At 43.3% G+C, this 16,762-nt stretch carries 12 protein-coding genes; 8 read left to right on the top strand and 4 right to left on the bottom strand.

Annotated elements, in window-relative coordinates; genetic code table 11:
- Positions 1–230: 230 nt before the first annotated feature.
- From K6G33_RS10410 to K6G33_RS10390, 5 genes are all read left to right on the top strand, one after another.
- Positions 231–902: a response regulator transcription factor gene (locus K6G33_RS10410; RefSeq protein ID WP_296779148.1), complete on the top strand. Its 672-nt coding sequence runs from the start codon at positions 231–233 to the stop codon at positions 900–902.
- The gene (locus K6G33_RS10405; protein WP_296779146.1) at positions 899–1,906 is read left to right on the top strand and encodes a sensor histidine kinase KdpD; all 1,008 of its coding nucleotides are present in this window, start codon (positions 899–901) and stop codon (positions 1,904–1,906) included. Before K6G33_RS10410 ends, K6G33_RS10405 begins: the two co-directional genes overlap by 4 nt.
- A 112-nt stretch (positions 1,907–2,018) precedes the next feature.
- On the top strand, positions 2,019–2,702 hold the full coding sequence (locus tag K6G33_RS10400) for an ABC transporter ATP-binding protein (protein WP_296779143.1): 684 nt from the start codon (positions 2,019–2,021) through the stop codon (positions 2,700–2,702).
- A complete protein-coding gene (locus K6G33_RS10395) occupies positions 2,699–5,515 on the top strand; it encodes an ABC transporter permease (protein ID WP_296779141.1) in 2,817 nt (938 codons plus the stop codon). Before K6G33_RS10400 ends, K6G33_RS10395 begins: the two co-directional genes overlap by 4 nt.
- A gap of 140 nt (positions 5,516–5,655) precedes the next feature.
- On the top strand, positions 5,656–6,279 hold the full coding sequence (locus K6G33_RS10390; protein WP_296779139.1) for a CatA-like O-acetyltransferase, family 2: 624 nt from the start codon (positions 5,656–5,658) through the stop codon (positions 6,277–6,279).
- Positions 6,280–6,326: 47 nt separating this feature from the next.
- On the opposite strand, the gene K6G33_RS10385 is transcribed toward K6G33_RS10390, so the two are convergent.
- From K6G33_RS10385 to K6G33_RS10370, 4 genes are all read right to left on the bottom strand, one after another.
- On the bottom strand, positions 6,327–7,649 hold the full coding sequence (locus K6G33_RS10385; protein ID WP_296779137.1) for a threonine/serine exporter ThrE family protein: 1,323 nt from the start codon (positions 7,647–7,649) through the stop codon (positions 6,327–6,329).
- Between the two features lie 108 nt (positions 7,650–7,757).
- Positions 7,758–8,384, bottom strand: a complete 627-nt coding sequence (locus K6G33_RS10380; protein ID WP_296779135.1) for a response regulator transcription factor — start codon at positions 8,382–8,384, stop codon at positions 7,758–7,760.
- Positions 8,381–9,994, bottom strand: coding sequence for a histidine kinase N-terminal 7TM domain-containing protein (locus tag K6G33_RS10375; RefSeq protein ID WP_296779132.1), 1,614 nt, complete (start codon positions 9,992–9,994; stop codon positions 8,381–8,383). The genes K6G33_RS10380 and K6G33_RS10375 overlap by 4 nt, the downstream gene beginning before the upstream one ends.
- A 236-nt stretch (positions 9,995–10,230) precedes the next feature.
- A complete protein-coding gene (locus tag K6G33_RS10370; RefSeq protein WP_296779130.1) occupies positions 10,231–12,849 on the bottom strand; it encodes a hypothetical protein in 2,619 nt (872 codons plus the stop codon).
- Between the two features lie 295 nt (positions 12,850–13,144).
- Here K6G33_RS10370 and K6G33_RS10365 point away from each other — a divergent pair, with 295 nt between their 5' ends.
- The 3 genes from K6G33_RS10365 to K6G33_RS10355 are packed head-to-tail and all read left to right on the top strand — an operon-like array spanning position 13,145 to position 16,761.
- A complete protein-coding gene (locus K6G33_RS10365) occupies positions 13,145–13,804 on the top strand; it encodes a 1-acyl-sn-glycerol-3-phosphate acyltransferase (protein WP_296779128.1) in 660 nt (219 codons plus the stop codon).
- Entirely contained in the window at positions 13,788–15,443 is a 1,656-nt protein-coding gene (locus tag K6G33_RS10360) for a class I adenylate-forming enzyme family protein (protein WP_296779125.1), read from the top strand. Before K6G33_RS10365 ends, K6G33_RS10360 begins: the two co-directional genes overlap by 17 nt.
- Positions 15,430–16,761 carry a radical SAM protein gene (locus K6G33_RS10355; protein ID WP_296779123.1) on the top strand — a complete coding sequence of 444 codons (1,332 nt, stop codon included), beginning with the start codon at positions 15,430–15,432 and terminating at the stop codon, positions 16,759–16,761. The genes K6G33_RS10360 and K6G33_RS10355 overlap by 14 nt, the downstream gene beginning before the upstream one ends.
- The last annotated feature ends 1 nt before the right edge of the window (position 16,762 follow it).

The raw sequence follows: 16,762 nt of genomic DNA, 5'->3' as shown, positions 1-16,762 counted from the left end.
TGTCGATACAAAACATTTCCATTTGATTTCGTTCCGCTCTGTTTTCGCTCACCATTCTACTCAGCTCCCTTCTCCTATATTATACCACATAAATGCGAAAAAGACCAGCTTTCGCTGGACTTTTTCGACAGGCTGAAAGGCAGTTTATACTGCCTTTGATTTTTATATTTGCATTTTTTCTTGATCTGTGATATGATATATAAAGATTCTATGAACGGAGATGAACCTGCTTGAACAGAATATTACTCGTTGAAGATGATAAAGAGATCATTGCAAACCTTACCGAATACCTTACAAGTGAGGGCTTCAGCGTAAAAAATGCCACAGGTCAGACAAAAGCTCTCGAACTGATCGAAAACGAGACTTTTGATCTGGTGCTGCTCGATGTGTCGCTTGCCGATGGAAACGGTTTTGCGGTATGCTCAGCTATAAAGTCAGGCACTTGTTTGCCTGTGATTTTTCTTACGGCTTCCAGTGATGAATTCAGCACCGTTACGGGCTTTGACTTGGGAGCTGATGACTACATTGCCAAGCCTTTCCGCCCGCGTGAGCTTATATCACGTATAAAAAATGTTCTGCGGCTTACGGGAAGCACAGGCACGATAACTCAGCTCGGCGATGTTTTGGTCGATACTGTAAAGGGAACTGCAAGCAAAAACGGCAAGGATCTTTTCCTGTCAGCTCTTGAATACAGACTTCTGTTGGTATTCATAAACAACAGGGGAGCGGTAATGACAAGGACGAAGCTCCTTGAATCTATCTGGGATATCGCAGGCGAATTCGTGAACGATAATACTCTTACCGTGTATATAAAGCGACTGAGAGAAAAGATAGAGGACGATCCGCAGAATCCTTCTATAATAAAAACTGTGAGAGGACTGGGGTACAGAGTTGATCTATGATTAAGCTTTTCAGAAATCTGGACGTTTGCCGTTCATTTACCGCTATGTGCGTCATATCGCTCCTGACTGTGGGCGGAGCATGGTACTTTGACAAAAGGCTGCTTATACCATCGGCAGCGGTCTGTGCACTTTTTATTATAGTACATATACTGACGCTCTTTTGGAGATACAAAAGAATAACTGCACTTACTGCGGATATCAATAAGATACTCCATAATGAAAAAAATATAAGCATCAATCATTATGTTGAGGGTGAGCTTGCTCTGCTGCAAAGCGAGATATACAAGATGACAGTACGTCTGCGTGAACAGCAGTCCAAACTCCTTGACGACAAGGTGTTCCTTGCCGATCTTCTTGCGGATATATCACACCAGATACGCACTCCGCTCACATCCATAAATATCCTTGTTTCCATGCTTTCAAAGCCTGACCTGACATTTGAAAAGCGCGAACAGATCGTGCATAAGCTCTACGGACTGTTATCACGCATAGACTGGCTTATAACTGCTCTTCTGAAAATGTCCAAGCTTGACGCGGGAACGATAAAATTCCACAAAGAGCCTATTGCCTTGAATGAGCTCCTCGAAAAAGCTTGTATGCCTGTGCGTGTGCCCATAGAGCTGCGCGGACAGGAGCTTGAGATCGAAGCTGACGGCGAGTGCATCTGTGATGTTGCATGGAGCTGCGAGGCGATCGGCAATATCGTCAAGAACTGCATGGAGCATACTCCCGACGGCGGAAGTATACATATAAGCGGTCAGAACAATCCGCTGTATACTGAGATAATCATAACCGATGACGGCAGCGGTATTGCTGCTGAGGATCTGCCGCATATTTTCGAGAGATTCTATAAGGGCAAGGAGTCTGAGGACAAGGGCGGTTTTGGAATAGGTCTTGCGCTTGCGAGAATGATAGTTACAGGACAAAACGGCACTCTTAAAGCCGAAAATGCTCCTTCAGACGGTGCGATGTTCACAATGAGATTCTATGAAAGTACGATATAGACGGGAAATTTCCCGTCTTTTTCTATTGTGACGTTTTTGTTATTTTGAAGTCACTGTAAAGTCATATTGACATGATAGAATGTACTCATAACACGGAAAGGGAGAGAATACTATGGACATACTCAAAGTTGAAAATATTTGCAAAACATACGGCAGCGGTGAAAATGAAGTCCGCGCTCTTGACAATGTAAGCTTTTCAGTGAAAAAAGGAGAGTTTGTGGCTATAATCGGGCCATCGGGCTCTGGAAAGTCAACTCTTCTTCATATAATCGGCGGCGTTGACAAGCCCACATCAGGAAAGGTTATTATGGACGGCAATGACATTTATGCTCAGAACGATGAACAGCTCGCTATATTCCGCCGCAGACAGGTCGGACTGATATACCAGTTCTATAATCTTATCCCTGTGCTCAATGTTACGGAAAATATTACACTTCCTGTTCTCATGGACGGTCAGGAGGTCAACGAGAAGCGCCTTGAGGAACTGCTAAGCATTCTGAAACTCGAAGGACGTGAGGAGCATCTTCCAAATCAGCTTTCGGGAGGTCAGCAGCAGAGAGTATCTATCGGCAGAGCTTTGATGAATGCTCCTGCGGTAGTTCTTGCAGACGAGCCGACAGGCAACCTTGACAGCAAAAACAGTCAGGAGATAATAGAGCTCCTGAAGCTCTCGAACCAGAAGTATAACCAGACTCTCATTATTATCACTCATGATGAGAATATCGCTCTTCAGGCTGACAGGATACTTGCCATTGAGGACGGAAAGATAACTCGTGATGAGGTGATACGCAGATGAATGTATTCAATAAGGTAACGCTTCAGTCACTTAAAAAGAACAGGACGCGCACCATAGTTACTATTATCGGCATAATGCTCTCAACAGCTCTTGTCTGTGCGGTAACTACTTCTTTTGCTTCTGTAAGACAGTATGCCATAAAGTATTTTGAATTTACAGACGGAAGCTGGCACGGTCATGAGGCGCATTCCGATTACGGAATGTACAAGAAGATCGAGGCTTCGGATAAGGTGGGAGATTCGGGTTATCTCAGTTATATCGGCTTTGCTGAGATAGAAAGCGAGAACAACTATAAGCCGTATCTATATATATCTGGTTTCAGGCAGAGCAGTGACGGTCTTATGCCTGTTCACCTTACATCGGGAAGATACCCCGAAAACAGCAGCGAGATAATACTTCCTGACCACCTTGCCGAAAACGGCGGTGCTATATATAAGATAGGTGATAAACTGAAGCTTGCCGTAGGCGACAGACACCCTGATATAAAAAAAGCCAGAGAGTATGATATCATTGACAGCGGCAGCAGTGCTTATTATGATGGGATTATCCTTGATGCAGAGGAAAGACTGTGGGCAACTGATGTTGAGGTCGATGATCCCAAAAGTGACAGTGATGAGTATGAGGACAGGTATGAAACAGTAACTGCTGAAACTCTCGATGTCAGGGAGACAAGAGAATATACTGTTGTCGGAACTTATGAGCGCCCTGAATTTGAGCAGTATCATTGCCCGGGATATACAGCTCTGACTGTGCCTGATGAATGTTCAGATGATGACATTGTGGATATATATTACTCCATGAAGGAAACAAGAGATATTTACGACTTTATGAAAGAGCTTCACCTTGGCGGTGAGACTCATAATGAGCTGCTGATGTTCATTGGCATATCAAAATACGGAAGCTTTTATGATGTTGTGCTTCAACTTGGTGCTATCGTTATCGGACTTATCATGTTTGGTTCGATAATGCTGATATATAACGCATTCTCTATCTCTGTTTCAGAGAGAACAAAGCAGTTCGGTATCCTCTCGTCGATAGGAGCTACAAATAAGCAGCTCAAAAAGATGGTGCGTTTTGAATCTTTTGTAGTAAGCCTTATAGGTATCCCCCTCGGAATACTTCTTGGCATCGTCGGTATGTGGATAACATTCCTTGCTATCGGCAAGAGATTTGCCTATTTCCTTGATGAATCATACCGCGAGCCTATGCGTATATGCATTTCGCCTGTTGCCATAATTGCGGCAATAATCATCGCATTTATCACCATAAGGATATCTGCATGGATACCTTCCAAGAGAGCTACAAAAATAACAGCTGTCGAAGCAATCCGCCAGAATACTGATATCAAACAGAAAAAGCATATAAAGACACCAAAGTTCATTTATAAATTCTTTGGAATCTCTGGCGTTCTTGCTCATAAATACTTCAAGCGCAGCAAAAAGAAGTACCGTTCCACTATAATCAGCCTTTTCATGAGCATAGTTCTTTTCGTTTCGGCTTTTTCGTTCACTGATTATCTTGTTAGTGCAGTAAATGATTCCCGCGACATAAGAGGAATGGATTACGAGCTTTCATTGTTCCAGGACAAGAAATATAATAACAGCGAATTTGATCCTAATGAAATTCTCGAAAACATAATGAACACAGAACATATCACGAAAGCCGCTTATTATCACGCGACAAATGAAAACGTTCTAACTGATGAGAGTAATCTCAGACCGGAAATTTATACGCTGTTTGAAGAGTATAATAAGTATAATTTTAATTCGAGATTACCTGAGACAGATAAAAAAGTTATTCCTTATGTGAGTATCTTATTCGTAAATGATGAAGCTTTCATCGAGTACACAGGTGACTGCGGACTGAACGCTGAGGAGTTCATGGATAAAAATGCACCAAAAGCCATAATTATAGATAACTGCATAGAATTCAATCCTTTAACTGAACGTATGGAGCGGTTTAAGTTTTTCAAGGGAAACGAATTTGATATATCTACATATTTTTATGATGAGATAGAGGGCTATTATTTTGACAGTATAGATGATCAGGGAAATGCTTTGTATTATTCTGAGTATTCTGATGGCAGCGACTATGAGGATATCAAAAAGATACCCTATGAAGAATGCAGCGAAGAGGCAGTATTCCATGTGGGATATGTAACAGACAAAATTCCGTCATTCATGAACAATGATTACCCTTCGATCATTTATCCTATGAGTGTTATGAAGGAAGTCTGCGGAGATCATATTGATGAGTATAACTGCAATATTTATAACTATGCCATAAACTCTGACGATGTATTAAGAGGTTTTGAAGAAGTACAGAAAATGCTTAAAGCAGACGGTATCGTCAACTATGACTTCTATAATTATGCTGAATCTGTAGAATCAGACCGCAGCATGGTCATAATCATCAAGGTCTTCGCTTACGGATTCATAGTACTCATTTCACTTATCGCTGCTGCTAATGTATTTAATACCATAACCACTAATATCAGCCTCAGACGCAGAGAGTTTGCAATGCTGAAATCAGTGGGAATGACTGCAAAGGGAATGAGAGAAATGCTCAATTTCGAGTGCGTTATGTACGGCACAAAGGCGCTGTTTTACGGACTTCCTGCATCGCTGGGTGTAACAGTTCTTATCTATCGTGCTGTAAACAATGGTATAGATACGGAATTCGTAATTCCTGTAAAGGCTATCGGCATTTCAGTGCTTAGTGTATTCATCGTGGTATTCTCCACAATGATGTTCTCAATGAGCAAGATAAAAAATGATAACCCGATAGATGCTCTCAAAAACGAAAATCTGTAAAATATAAAGAACAAAAGAAGATAAAAATACAGCTATGGTACATTATGCTCTCAGCAGGTGTACCATAGCTTTTCTATTGACATATCAAGCCGTATGGGTTATGATAGAACTACAATAAATTATGATACGAGGAAAAAACGATGAAAAAAGAAATAGACCCGAAAACTTCGTCAAGAGCTATGGCGTTTGAGTTATGGATGAAAGCTCCGAATCCTATGGTAACTTTTTTCAAAACTCTTGATGTGACTGCTCTTGTGAGAGTAAGCAAGCGAAAAGGCATGAAGTTCAATATGCTTATGGATCACTGCATAGGAAAAGCCGCAGTCATTGTAAAGGAGTTTTATATACTTCCTGTTGGCGGAAAGCTGATGCAATATGACTCAATAGCAGTGAATACTATCGTAAAAAATAAAAATGGAGAAGTAAACTCATGTGATATTCTTTTCAGCGATGATCTTAAAGCATTTAATAAGGAGTATCTCAAATACACTTCTCAGGTTGCCGAGAGCTGTCAGGACAGAGATCTGTCTGAAAATTGCATGGTGATCGGCACATCTGCAATAATAGATACCGAAATCGACGGTGCGGTGGGAATGTACAGCGGTATTTTCAATAATCCGTTTATCATATGGGGACGTTACAAAAAGAAGTGTTTCAGGTACTATCTGACAATATCTTTTCAGTTCCATCATACACAAATGGACGGCGCTCATGCAGGAAAATTTCTGGAGAATTTGCAGAATGAGATAAACCGAATGAAATAATAAAGCCCCGAAACAGTTGCTTGAAACCGTTTCGGGGTGAGCTTTTATCAGCTGCTCTTTCGGAAATTCTTGTCGGTGAGTATTCTTGCGAATATAAGTCCCAGCGGCAGAGCCATTACTATGAGTACTGCCTTTGTGAGCCAGAGACCGCCTGTTGCGATGTCGTTCAGGGCGATGTAGTATATTGCTTTGTACATGAACATTCCGGGTACCATAATTACTATGGAAGGTACTGTCAGAGTGATTCTCGGATATCCTATCCAGTGGTGTATAGCAGATGCGAGAAGTCCTGAGGAGAGAGCGCCAATGAATGCTGCCAGACCCACATGGACGTTGAGCTGCTCTATCAGTTCAAGCCTGAGAGTATTGGCGATCATTCCGATAACTCCCGCAAGGGCAGCCATTTTGCGCTTGCTGTTGAACATAAGTGAGAATCCGTATACTCCGCAGAAGCTCGTTGCCATTATTATTGCGAATTTGAGCAGAGGTGAAAGCTCATAAGCTTCAAAGTCCTGCGGGTGAAAACGGAACACCAGTGCGCTTACCCAGCCTGTAAGCGTTGCCACAAGTATGATGAGGAGTGCATATGTCACACGTTCGAGGCCCGAACGCAGATCAAGCTTGGCAAGGTCTATACCACCCGTTATCAGAGGAAATCCTGGGATAACGAACAGCATGGAGCATATGTATCCTGCCTGATGTACTGCGGATACGTCGAAGAGCATTTCGGCAAGCTTTATACACAGCACATAAGTACAGCAGGCTGAGGCTACTCCCGCAGCAGCATTCGCAAAAAGAGTTATATGCTTTTCGAGCAGCTTCTTTCGCACATAGTTTCCGACACCTGCACCGAAAAAAGCACATATCATCTCGACTATGCCTCCGCCGAGCAGGAATGTGAAGGCACAGCAGGCGAGTGCCGACGCAAGACCTAAGTTCCATGCTTTGTAGTTGCCTTTCATTTCTTGAAATTTGTCAAGCATCATGTGGAACTGCTGCACTGAATATTTATTCACGCGTTCTGCGAAACCGTCCGCGAAATGTTCCAGCTCATTGAGCTTATCGGTATTAACGCCTGTAGTATTTATAGAGATAGCGTTTGTAAACGTTTCTCCGTCGCCGATGCAGGTGTACTCAATTGAAAGGAGTCCTATATCGGCATTGCACGTTATGCCAAGGGCGCGTGATATTTTGTTCATGGAAGCTCTTACGCGCCATGCTCCTGTACCCACAGACAGCATCATCAGTCCTACTCTGCCTACAAGAGTGGCTTTTTCTTTGAGCGAGGCATTGATAGCAGGCTCAGCGCTTTCGCTGTCAACAATGTCATGCCATTCGATGGACATATGCTGTTTTCTGAAATTACTCATATTTCGCTCCTTAAATAAAATTGATTGAACCAATCGGTATTATACCACAAATGAAAATGAAATGCAAGGGGGAAAATATAAAACGGAAGGGATATCCTTCCGTTTTTCTTATATTATGTTGTTCTTGATAGCAAAAACTGCAAGCTGTGTGCGGTCTTTGAGGTTCAGCTTAACGAGAAGACGTGACACACCGTTCCTGACAGTTCCCTCGGCAAGGAACAGTTTTGAAGCTATCTCCTTGTTGTCCATGCCTTCGCATATAAGGCGGAGAAAATCTATCTCGCGGTCGGTAAGGTCGAAATTCTTGGCATCCTGCTGAACGATAACGTCCTGTTTTATTGAGCGGAAGATATTGTCACAGAAAACATTGATGCCGCCTGCAACTGCTTTGATGGAGTTGATTATCTTGCTGTGATCCATCTCTTTCAGGAGATATCCGTCTGCGCCGCTTGATATAGCCTTGTCAACGGTTTCCTTGTCATCGAACGTGGTGAGTACCAGAACCTTTACGTCAGGGAGAGTATCCTTTATCCTGCGTGTGCCGTAGCCGCCGTCGTAGTCCGGCATTCTCATATCCATAAGGACTACATCAGGCTTGAGTCTGACGCTCATTTCATAGGCTTCCTTTCCGTTGCTTGCTTCACCGACAACGTTGATGTCTTCATCGCCTATAAGGACGCTTTTCAGACCTTCGCGGAGAATTTTTACGTCATCTGCCAATATAACATTTATCATTGTGCCACCTCTTTTAATGGTATTTTTATCATTGTATTAAATCCTTCGCCTTTTATCGACGAAAAACGCACCGTGCCGCCGAGAGCTTCTGTGCGCTCGCGTATTCCTCTCAGACCGTTATGCTCGGAAATATTCTTGCAGCCCTTGCCGTTATCGAGAATATACATCTCAACACGGTCGCTGAGAAATTTAAGGATTATATCTATGCGTGTAGCTTCGGAGTAACGCAGGGCATTTGTTACGGTCTCGCGGCAGTTGTCGTACATCTCTCTTATACAGAAGCTGTAGCGGCTGTCCTCGCTGCCTTGAACGCAGACATCTGTTTCAACGCCTCTCACAGCGGTAGTTACCGTCTGCACAGCCTTTGTGATCGAGGTCATGAATTCGTCATCACGGAGATTGTTTATGGTACATCTGAGCTGTGTAACGCCGCTTCTTGAAAGCCTGTCTATCTCCGAGATATTTTCCAGCATTTTGCTCATATCAGGAGTTTTCTGCTCCGTTTCATATTTCAGCAGTCTTGCCAGTGAGCTTATCATAGTGAAGGTATGTCCTGCCGAATCGTGCATTTCCTGAGCGATACGGTTGCGTTCCTGTTCGAGGCTGAGCTTTTTTTCTGCTGAAACAAGTTCGTGGTACTCTGTGACATTGCTTATGGTTATAACTCTTGCGACCTTATTGCCGCGGCTGTTTGAGCAGTGGGTCTGTTTCAGGCTGTAGTATTCGCTGCCGAGTTTGATCTCAGCCGAAGAAAAGTCGCTGTCTATAGCAGTTCCGCTGATCTCGGACATAGAGCTGATGAAATCGTCAGAGGTCTTGACGTTTTTGAGTATCGAAAGCTCCTCAGCGTATTTGTTCTTGTAAGTGAGCCTGCCGTTTATATCAAAGATGACAACACCGCTGTTGATGTTGGTGATAGTGTCCTGGATAGCGATACTGTTGATGTTAAGCAGTCCGTATCTTCCGAGAGCGATTATTATGAGAATGCTGGATACTCCGAAGAAGAGTGGTGTGAGTTCTATCTTTGATTTGAGAATGCCTGTCAGGGTAAGAGTGTTTATTCCGAGGGGGATCGCAGCCGAAAGAATGAGGAGTATGGACTGCATACTGATGCTGGAGGCTCTCTTTGTATCCTGAAGACATATCATTGTGATGCCTGTGATTATGCATACGTAGTATATGAACTGGAAGAAATAGAAAAACGGTCCGTACTCAACGCTGCCTGCCTTAAATGAAGAGTAATACAGGAAGTGCAGGGGATTGGTGGTTATCAGTCCTATGGAAAGAAAAGCCACAAGTGGAAGAAGTTTCAGAATTTTCTTTAATCGTTTGCCGAGGCTTACGTACTCCGCAGAGAGCATCAGCCATAGGGGGGCGAAAAAGCTTATTCCGATATTTCCGATTATGTAGCTTATCCAGAATTGTGTTTTTGTGTACGAGAAAAGGATAAGCAGCTGAGATATCAGCCATAAGACGATAGAAAGCTGACAGCTTATAAAAAGGTAGGTGAGTTGGTTGCTGTTGCCGCGTTTCAGTATCCACGTAATAGATATGAGCATTCCGCACATACCAAGGAAGAGAAGTATTGCGGAGACAATATTTGCTGCCATAAAATAACTCCTATGCAGAATAATATAGTAAATATAATCGAAGCTTTATGATATGATTGCCCGATCGCAGGGAGCAGATCTTTGATCTGCGTATATGCAAGGGCTTTAGATCAATTATAATGAAGGCTTTCGCATTCATTATAGCATATTATTGAACATAAATCAACAAAAGATGGCAAAAATATTTGCAGCCTGAAGTAAAAACGCTTCGCAGAAGTGCGAAGCGTTTTAAAAAATTACCAGTTCCAGCCGCCGAATTTTTTAGCGACAGTGCTCTTGAGTGTCTCATTGTTCTTTTTGCAGTATTCATTCATTGCAGCGAGAGATATAAGGATTATGCCTGTAATGAAGAGATATATCCACCAGTTAAGTGCTGTGAGGAAAGCTCTTGTTGCGAATACTGTGATGACAAAGAGAGAAGCCGATGATGTTATGAACCATGTCTTTGATCTTGTCATTATTGATATTACAAGTGCAAGAAGCATTACTGACATTACAAATATAGTATTTGCAGCTGTATCATAGTGCATTACATCGAATACCAGAGATATGAACGATAAGATGTAGACGATATTAGCGAATTTCTTTGCTTCTTCCTTGTATTTTCTCCATATGATCTGACAGATAACGCCTGCGAGACAGATTATGCCAATTGTGATCTTGTTGGATACGGCCTTATTTTCAGGAATAAGGAACGGACGTGTGAGGAAGGCAAATGCTGTGAGGACAGTTGCTGCGGTGAGAAGAAATGATGCTGTTTCGTATTTTGTGTTCTTCTTTATGAAGCCGACGCATACGATAGCTAATGACATGAAGGAGAAGAAAAGAGCAGTTCTTGTATTGCCGAACATCGGGAATACTATGAGCCATGAAGCAGCGAACAGCGGGTCTATGACAGTCCTGTCATCATTTGATCTGAATACTCCGTCAGAGTAAATAACTCTTGAGATGATGATATAGAGCAAGAGAACTGCAAGCATAACGAGATCGTATAAGAGCTCATTGCCGCCGAAGTGCTCAGATGCAACGGCTTCCCAGATTTTTATGAAAGCTACTGCTGAGAGAACAGCTGTATAATTGCATTTCATCTTGTCTGAAACTGCGAAGTGGAGCAGGCACATTGCCAGAGGTATGAATATCATTGCGCTGTATTCGGGAACTGCAATGAGTATTATGCCTGATGCTATCATATTTGCGTGGAGGATACCGTCTGCGAGAAATCCTTTATTGAAGTCGTGCTTTGGCAGGTATATAAGAGCAGCTGTTACACCGATGAGTATGAGTGTGAGTATGCCCCAGCATATCGAGTTAAGTGCAGCGACATCCTTGATGTGATATGTGCTTTTTATACAGTAAGAAGCGTTCCATGCGATCATAGCAGGAATGATCGGTGATATGATGCCTGCTGTGAATTGTACGCCGTTGTTCTTGTGGAACACGTATGATGCGAGGATAACGGAGATGATACCACAGATGACCAGCTCGGGAACGAATTTTCCGGGAGCTGTATTTGTAAGGCAGGCAAAAGAATTTACGAGCGTTACGAAAAGAGTGAGCAGCTCTGTAAAAGTGTTGTTCATTGCAGGGATAAAGCGATGCATAGCGAATACGAGCATAACCAAGATGCTGAATGAGATAACGAAATATCTGTCGGGAGCTGTTTCAGTGATCGAGTTTGATATCATCGCTGAGAGTACGATGCTGAGAACGGCTTCTGCGGATATAAGAGACGGTTTCTTGTTCTTTATGCCGTAGAAAAGCAATTGAACAATGATAGCGATTATGCAGAAGTAGCTTGTGAAGTCGGGAGTGATTATTCTGTTGATCGTATAGGATACTGCAAATCCGCCGTAGAATATTGATGCGCCGATACCTATTCTTCTTATCGGGAGTTCGTATTTTGTGCCCTTGCCAAAATTGCCGAAGCAGACAGCTGCTGTGATGAATGCCTGTAATAAGATAAATGCAGGAGCTGATTCTCTGAGAGTGTCAAATACCTGAAGAACTGCGAAAAACATTGAAAGAGTAGCTGCGGAAAGAGATGTATAGAACAGAGGGAGCTTGTCATAGAATTTGTTTCCGAGGAGCGTTAGAAATGCAGCAAGTGCGAATGATGCTGCGATGAGCATTAAGCTTCCGCCGCCGCCGAATGAGAGCCATTCGCCCATGAGCTTGTAGTAGCCTGCGGTAACGAATGCTGTTGCAGCAAAGCCCGAGCCAAGAATGTAGAACGATATTGATGAGCCGGAAAGCTTCAGTGCTTTGCTGAATATATAGCTTATTACAAATGCTGTTGCAGCAGCTGCTGCGATTATTGCGACCTTGCCTTCGTGAGAAGTTCTTACCCAGCTTGCAACTCCGAAAGCTATTCCTGAAAGTGCTACAAATGCCGTACCGATAAGAAACAGTATAGTTGACACTGTCATGTCGAGCTTCTTTTTCTTAGGAACGGGAGGTATTTCGGGGATTTCTGTATTTGTGACTTCTGCTGTGCTGATTTCAGGATCATCAGATTCTATAGTGTATATGTCATTGTTTATTTCATATGTGTTGTCCGTGATGTTATCGTCGGAAGCTTCGGAAGATGAATTTGTCTGATCTGGCTGTGCATTCTGCGGGATCTCGCGTCCGAAGCTGCGTTCCTTGATGTATTCCTGATATGTTGGAAGGGGAGGAGTTGGCAGCACTTCGGGAATCTTAGGTATCTGTCTGCTGCCGGCTGTACGGTTAAGGTTATAGAAGCTGCTGCCTTTACCACTGTCATCCTTGAACAGCTTCAGTATCACTAACGGCAAGACAAAAGGAAGCGCTACAATAAAAAATGTTATAAAAGCAATATATGCGTTGTTTGTCATAAAGATCACCCTTTCTGTGAAGTGTCATGTTTTCTTCTGTGACTATATCATATCATCTGATATGCAAAAAAAGAAAGGTGTCATTTGTCATTTCCTTAGTGACATTTGTCACTGTTTTAGTGACGTTTGTCATCTTATAAAATGAGAAAAAGTATGTTATTATATATGTAGACCGTTTTCGCCTTGAAACCGCGGAACAAAAGTGATATAATATATGAGGTCTAAAAGGAGTGATATCAATGTATTTTGGTATTGTCTTTCTGAATAAAAAGTATACTATTGAGGGTGAGCTGCGATGAGATACGGAAACACCGTTTTGTACAGGGCATTCAGACTGATATACAAGCCTCTGTTCCATATTGTTTACAGACCCGTCATTATTGGCAGGGAGAATATCCCCGCTGTCGGCGGAGCAGTTATAGCAGGAAACCATATCCATGCGCTCGATCCGTTATTTGTGGACATCTGCACAGGAAGAGTTATCCATACTCTTGCGAAGAAGGACCTTCATGACGGTCCTTTCGGTTTTGTTTTCCGTGCCGCAGGTACTATACCTGTTGATCTTCACAGCGCACATAATCCCGACGCTCTGAATGCTGCCGTTGATACTCTCAAAGACGGAGAGCTGGTCAATGTTTCTCCCGAAGCCAAGCGGAATTATACAAATGAGCTGCTGCTGCCTTTTAAGTATGGTGCGGCAGTGATGTCGGTGCGTACAGGATCACCGATAGTTCCGTATGCTATTTACGGCGGATACAAGCCGTTCAGGAGCACAATGAAGATACTTATCGGCAAGCCGGTTTTGCCGAGCGGAAAAAATGCAGAGGAGCTCAACAGAGAACTTTATAATAGTATTGCAAGGCTTCTTGAAAGCATGATGCCGTACAGTGAACGAGAGAAAAAGAATCTCACTTCTTTTGACGATTGGAGTAAAAATAATGAAAAGACACCTTGATTATCCGAATTGTTCGGTCTACGATCATCTGAAAAAAAGTGCAAATGAGTACAGCAGTCTTTGTGCTGTTGAGTATTACGGCAATATAATCTCATACCGTGATCTTTTGCGAGAGGTCAACCGATGCGCCTGTGCTCTTGCAGCTGCGGGCGTAAGAAAGGGGGACAGCGTTTCAATATGCCTGCCTAATATACCTCAGGCTGTTTACCTGTTTTATGCGGTAAACAAACTGGGAGCAGTTGCAAATATGATCCACCCTCTGTCTGCCGAAAAGGAGATACTTGATTATATCACGCTCACAGACAGCAGATACATTTTTGCCATTGATCTTATTTCCGAAAAGCTGGAATATATCGCTGAAAGGACTGCCATGAAGCGAATAGTGACAGTATCGGCTGCCGATGAGATGTCTGTCTTGTACAAAACGGGATACCGTCTGAAGAGCATCAGGGAGCACAATAAAAAGTCGGCTTTCACAGACTGGAAGGAGTTCATTTCAAAGGCTTCACCATGCGATAGGTATATCAATGCTCACGGCAGAGCCGATGAATGTGCAGCAATACTTTACAGCGGAGGTACAACAGGCAAGCCAAAGGGAATAATGCTCACTAATCTCAACTTCAACGCACTTGCCCTGCAAAGCATTGATGCCTGCGGCTGCCTTGAAAAGGGAGACAGGGTATTATCGGTAATGCCTATATTCCACGGCTTCGGACTTGGAGTGTGCATACACACAGTCTTTACGTTCGGCGGAACAGCTGTTATGATGCCGCGATTCAAGGTCAATGAGTTCGACAAGCTCATACTCAGGAATTATCCTAATGTTATTGCAGGAGTTCCTGCTATATATGAGGCGATGCTGAGAAGTGACGGATTCAGAGGAAAAAGGCTCGATTTCATCAAATGTGTCATATCGGGCGGAGACTCACTTTCACCGAATACGAAGAAGAAACTCAACGATATGCTGAGAGTTCACGGCTGTGAGTGTACGGTGCGTGAGGGATATGGTCTGACCGAGTGTGTCACGGGAAGCTGTCTTACTCCCGAGGACTGCACAAATATCGAGACCTGCGGAAAGCCTTATGCCGATACCTTTTATAAGATCATCGACCCGGAAAGCAGTGAAGAACTGCCGCAGGGCGAGACAGGCGAGATAATCCTCCGCGGCCCTACGGTGATGAAGGGCTACTATAAGGAGCCTGATGAGACAGCCGAGACACTGAGTCCCGACAAAGACGGCATAATTTGGCTGCATACAGGTGATCTTGGAAGCATGGACGAAAACGGATATGTTTATTTCCGCCAGCGTCTGAAACGTATGATAGTTACCAACGGCTACAATATTTACCCGCAGAATATCGAGAATGTCATAAGCTCACACAAGTCAGTGGTGATGTGTGCTGTAGTCGGTATCCCCGATGAGATGCGCGGACAGATCGTCAAGGCTTTTGTTATGCTCAGTGACGGGGCTTCGGAAAAGAGGACACGTCAGGAGCTGGAGGAGCTTTTAAGCAAGAATATCGCTGCATATGCACTACCTAAAGAAATAAGATTCGTAAACAGTTTCCCTAAGACATTGGTCGGCAAGATAGCTTATAATGAGCTTATAGCGGAGGAACTGAAAAATGGAAGAGAATAAGAGGGTACTGCTCGTCCACCCCGAGATATCACGCACGAAATATAATTTTTCGGGCGTTATCGAAAATGAACCGCTGGAACTGGAACAGATCTATGCTATGCTGAGGTCTGAAGGCTATGAACCCGATATATGGGACGGTCAGGTGGAAAAAGAAGCATTTTCGGCGAAGCTCCGCAGGATCAAGCCCTTTGCGGTTTATATCTGCGGCAGGACACGTCAGGAATTGTTCATGAAGGAGTACTGCCGTGACGCAAAGGAGCTTGGCTGTATCACGATGATCGGCGGACTTCATGCGCAGCTCAGTTACAGGCGTTTTCTGTGCGGATACGTGGATTTTGTGCTGACATCGTTCAATATTTTTCATATAGCCGATATCCTGAGAGGAAAGGAACCAAAAGACAGCGTCTGCATACACAGGGGAGACAGATGGTGCATCAGGAAAGCTGTTCCGTTTGATATAAACGAGCTTCCCCTCGCAGACAGGACGTATTTCTATGAGCACAGTGACAGATACAGATATCTTGAACTGCTGCCGTGCGCTCATGTAAGAACTTCTTTCAGCTGTCCGTTCAGATGCAGCTTCTGCTGCCGCAACAGAATGAACTGCGGTACGTATTCTGTTCGTGATATCGGGGACGTTGTTGATGAGATAGCGTCGATAAAATGTGATAATATTTATTTTATCGACGATGATTTTCTTTTTGACAGGAAAAGGATACGCAGATTTATCGAGCTTATTCGGCAGAGAGGCATAAAAAAGCGGTATGTATGCTATGGCAGGGCTGATTTTATTGCTGCCGAACCTGTACTGATGAAGGAGTTGAAAGAAATAGGCTTCTACTACGTGCTGACAGGTCTTGAAGCTACCGACGGCAGGCATCTTGACAGCTACAACAAGAAAACAGACCTCCTCATCAATGCCGAGGCTGTACGAATACTTAACAGCGTCGGAATAAACATAATGGGAATGTTCATTGTTGACCTCGACTTTGAGGCGAAGGACTTCCGCAAAATTTACAAGTGGATAAAAAAGCATGATCTTAAACACGCAGCAATTTCAATATTTACTCCTGAAATGAGTTCGGAGCTGTATGAACAGTACAAAAGCCGACTTATCACACGGGATCCAAGCCACTGGGACTATCTCCATGTGGTTGCAAGACCTGCGAAAATGAGTGTGAAGAAGTATTATATGTATTATCATATCCTTTTAGCAAAGCTTTTTATAAAAGGCTGGCGTGACGGGATATATGATTTTCTTGACTATGGTTTTTACATAAAGTCAGTACTAAAAAATCTATTTAAATTTGGGGGCTAAT

It is taken from the genome of Ruminococcus sp. (assembly GCF_024691275.1).
In the GTDB taxonomy this organism is placed as follows: domain Bacteria; phylum Bacillota; class Clostridia; order Oscillospirales; family Ruminococcaceae; genus Ruminococcus.
Note: the sequence above shows the minus strand (reverse complement) of the source record. Positions and strands in the feature narration are given on the sequence as shown.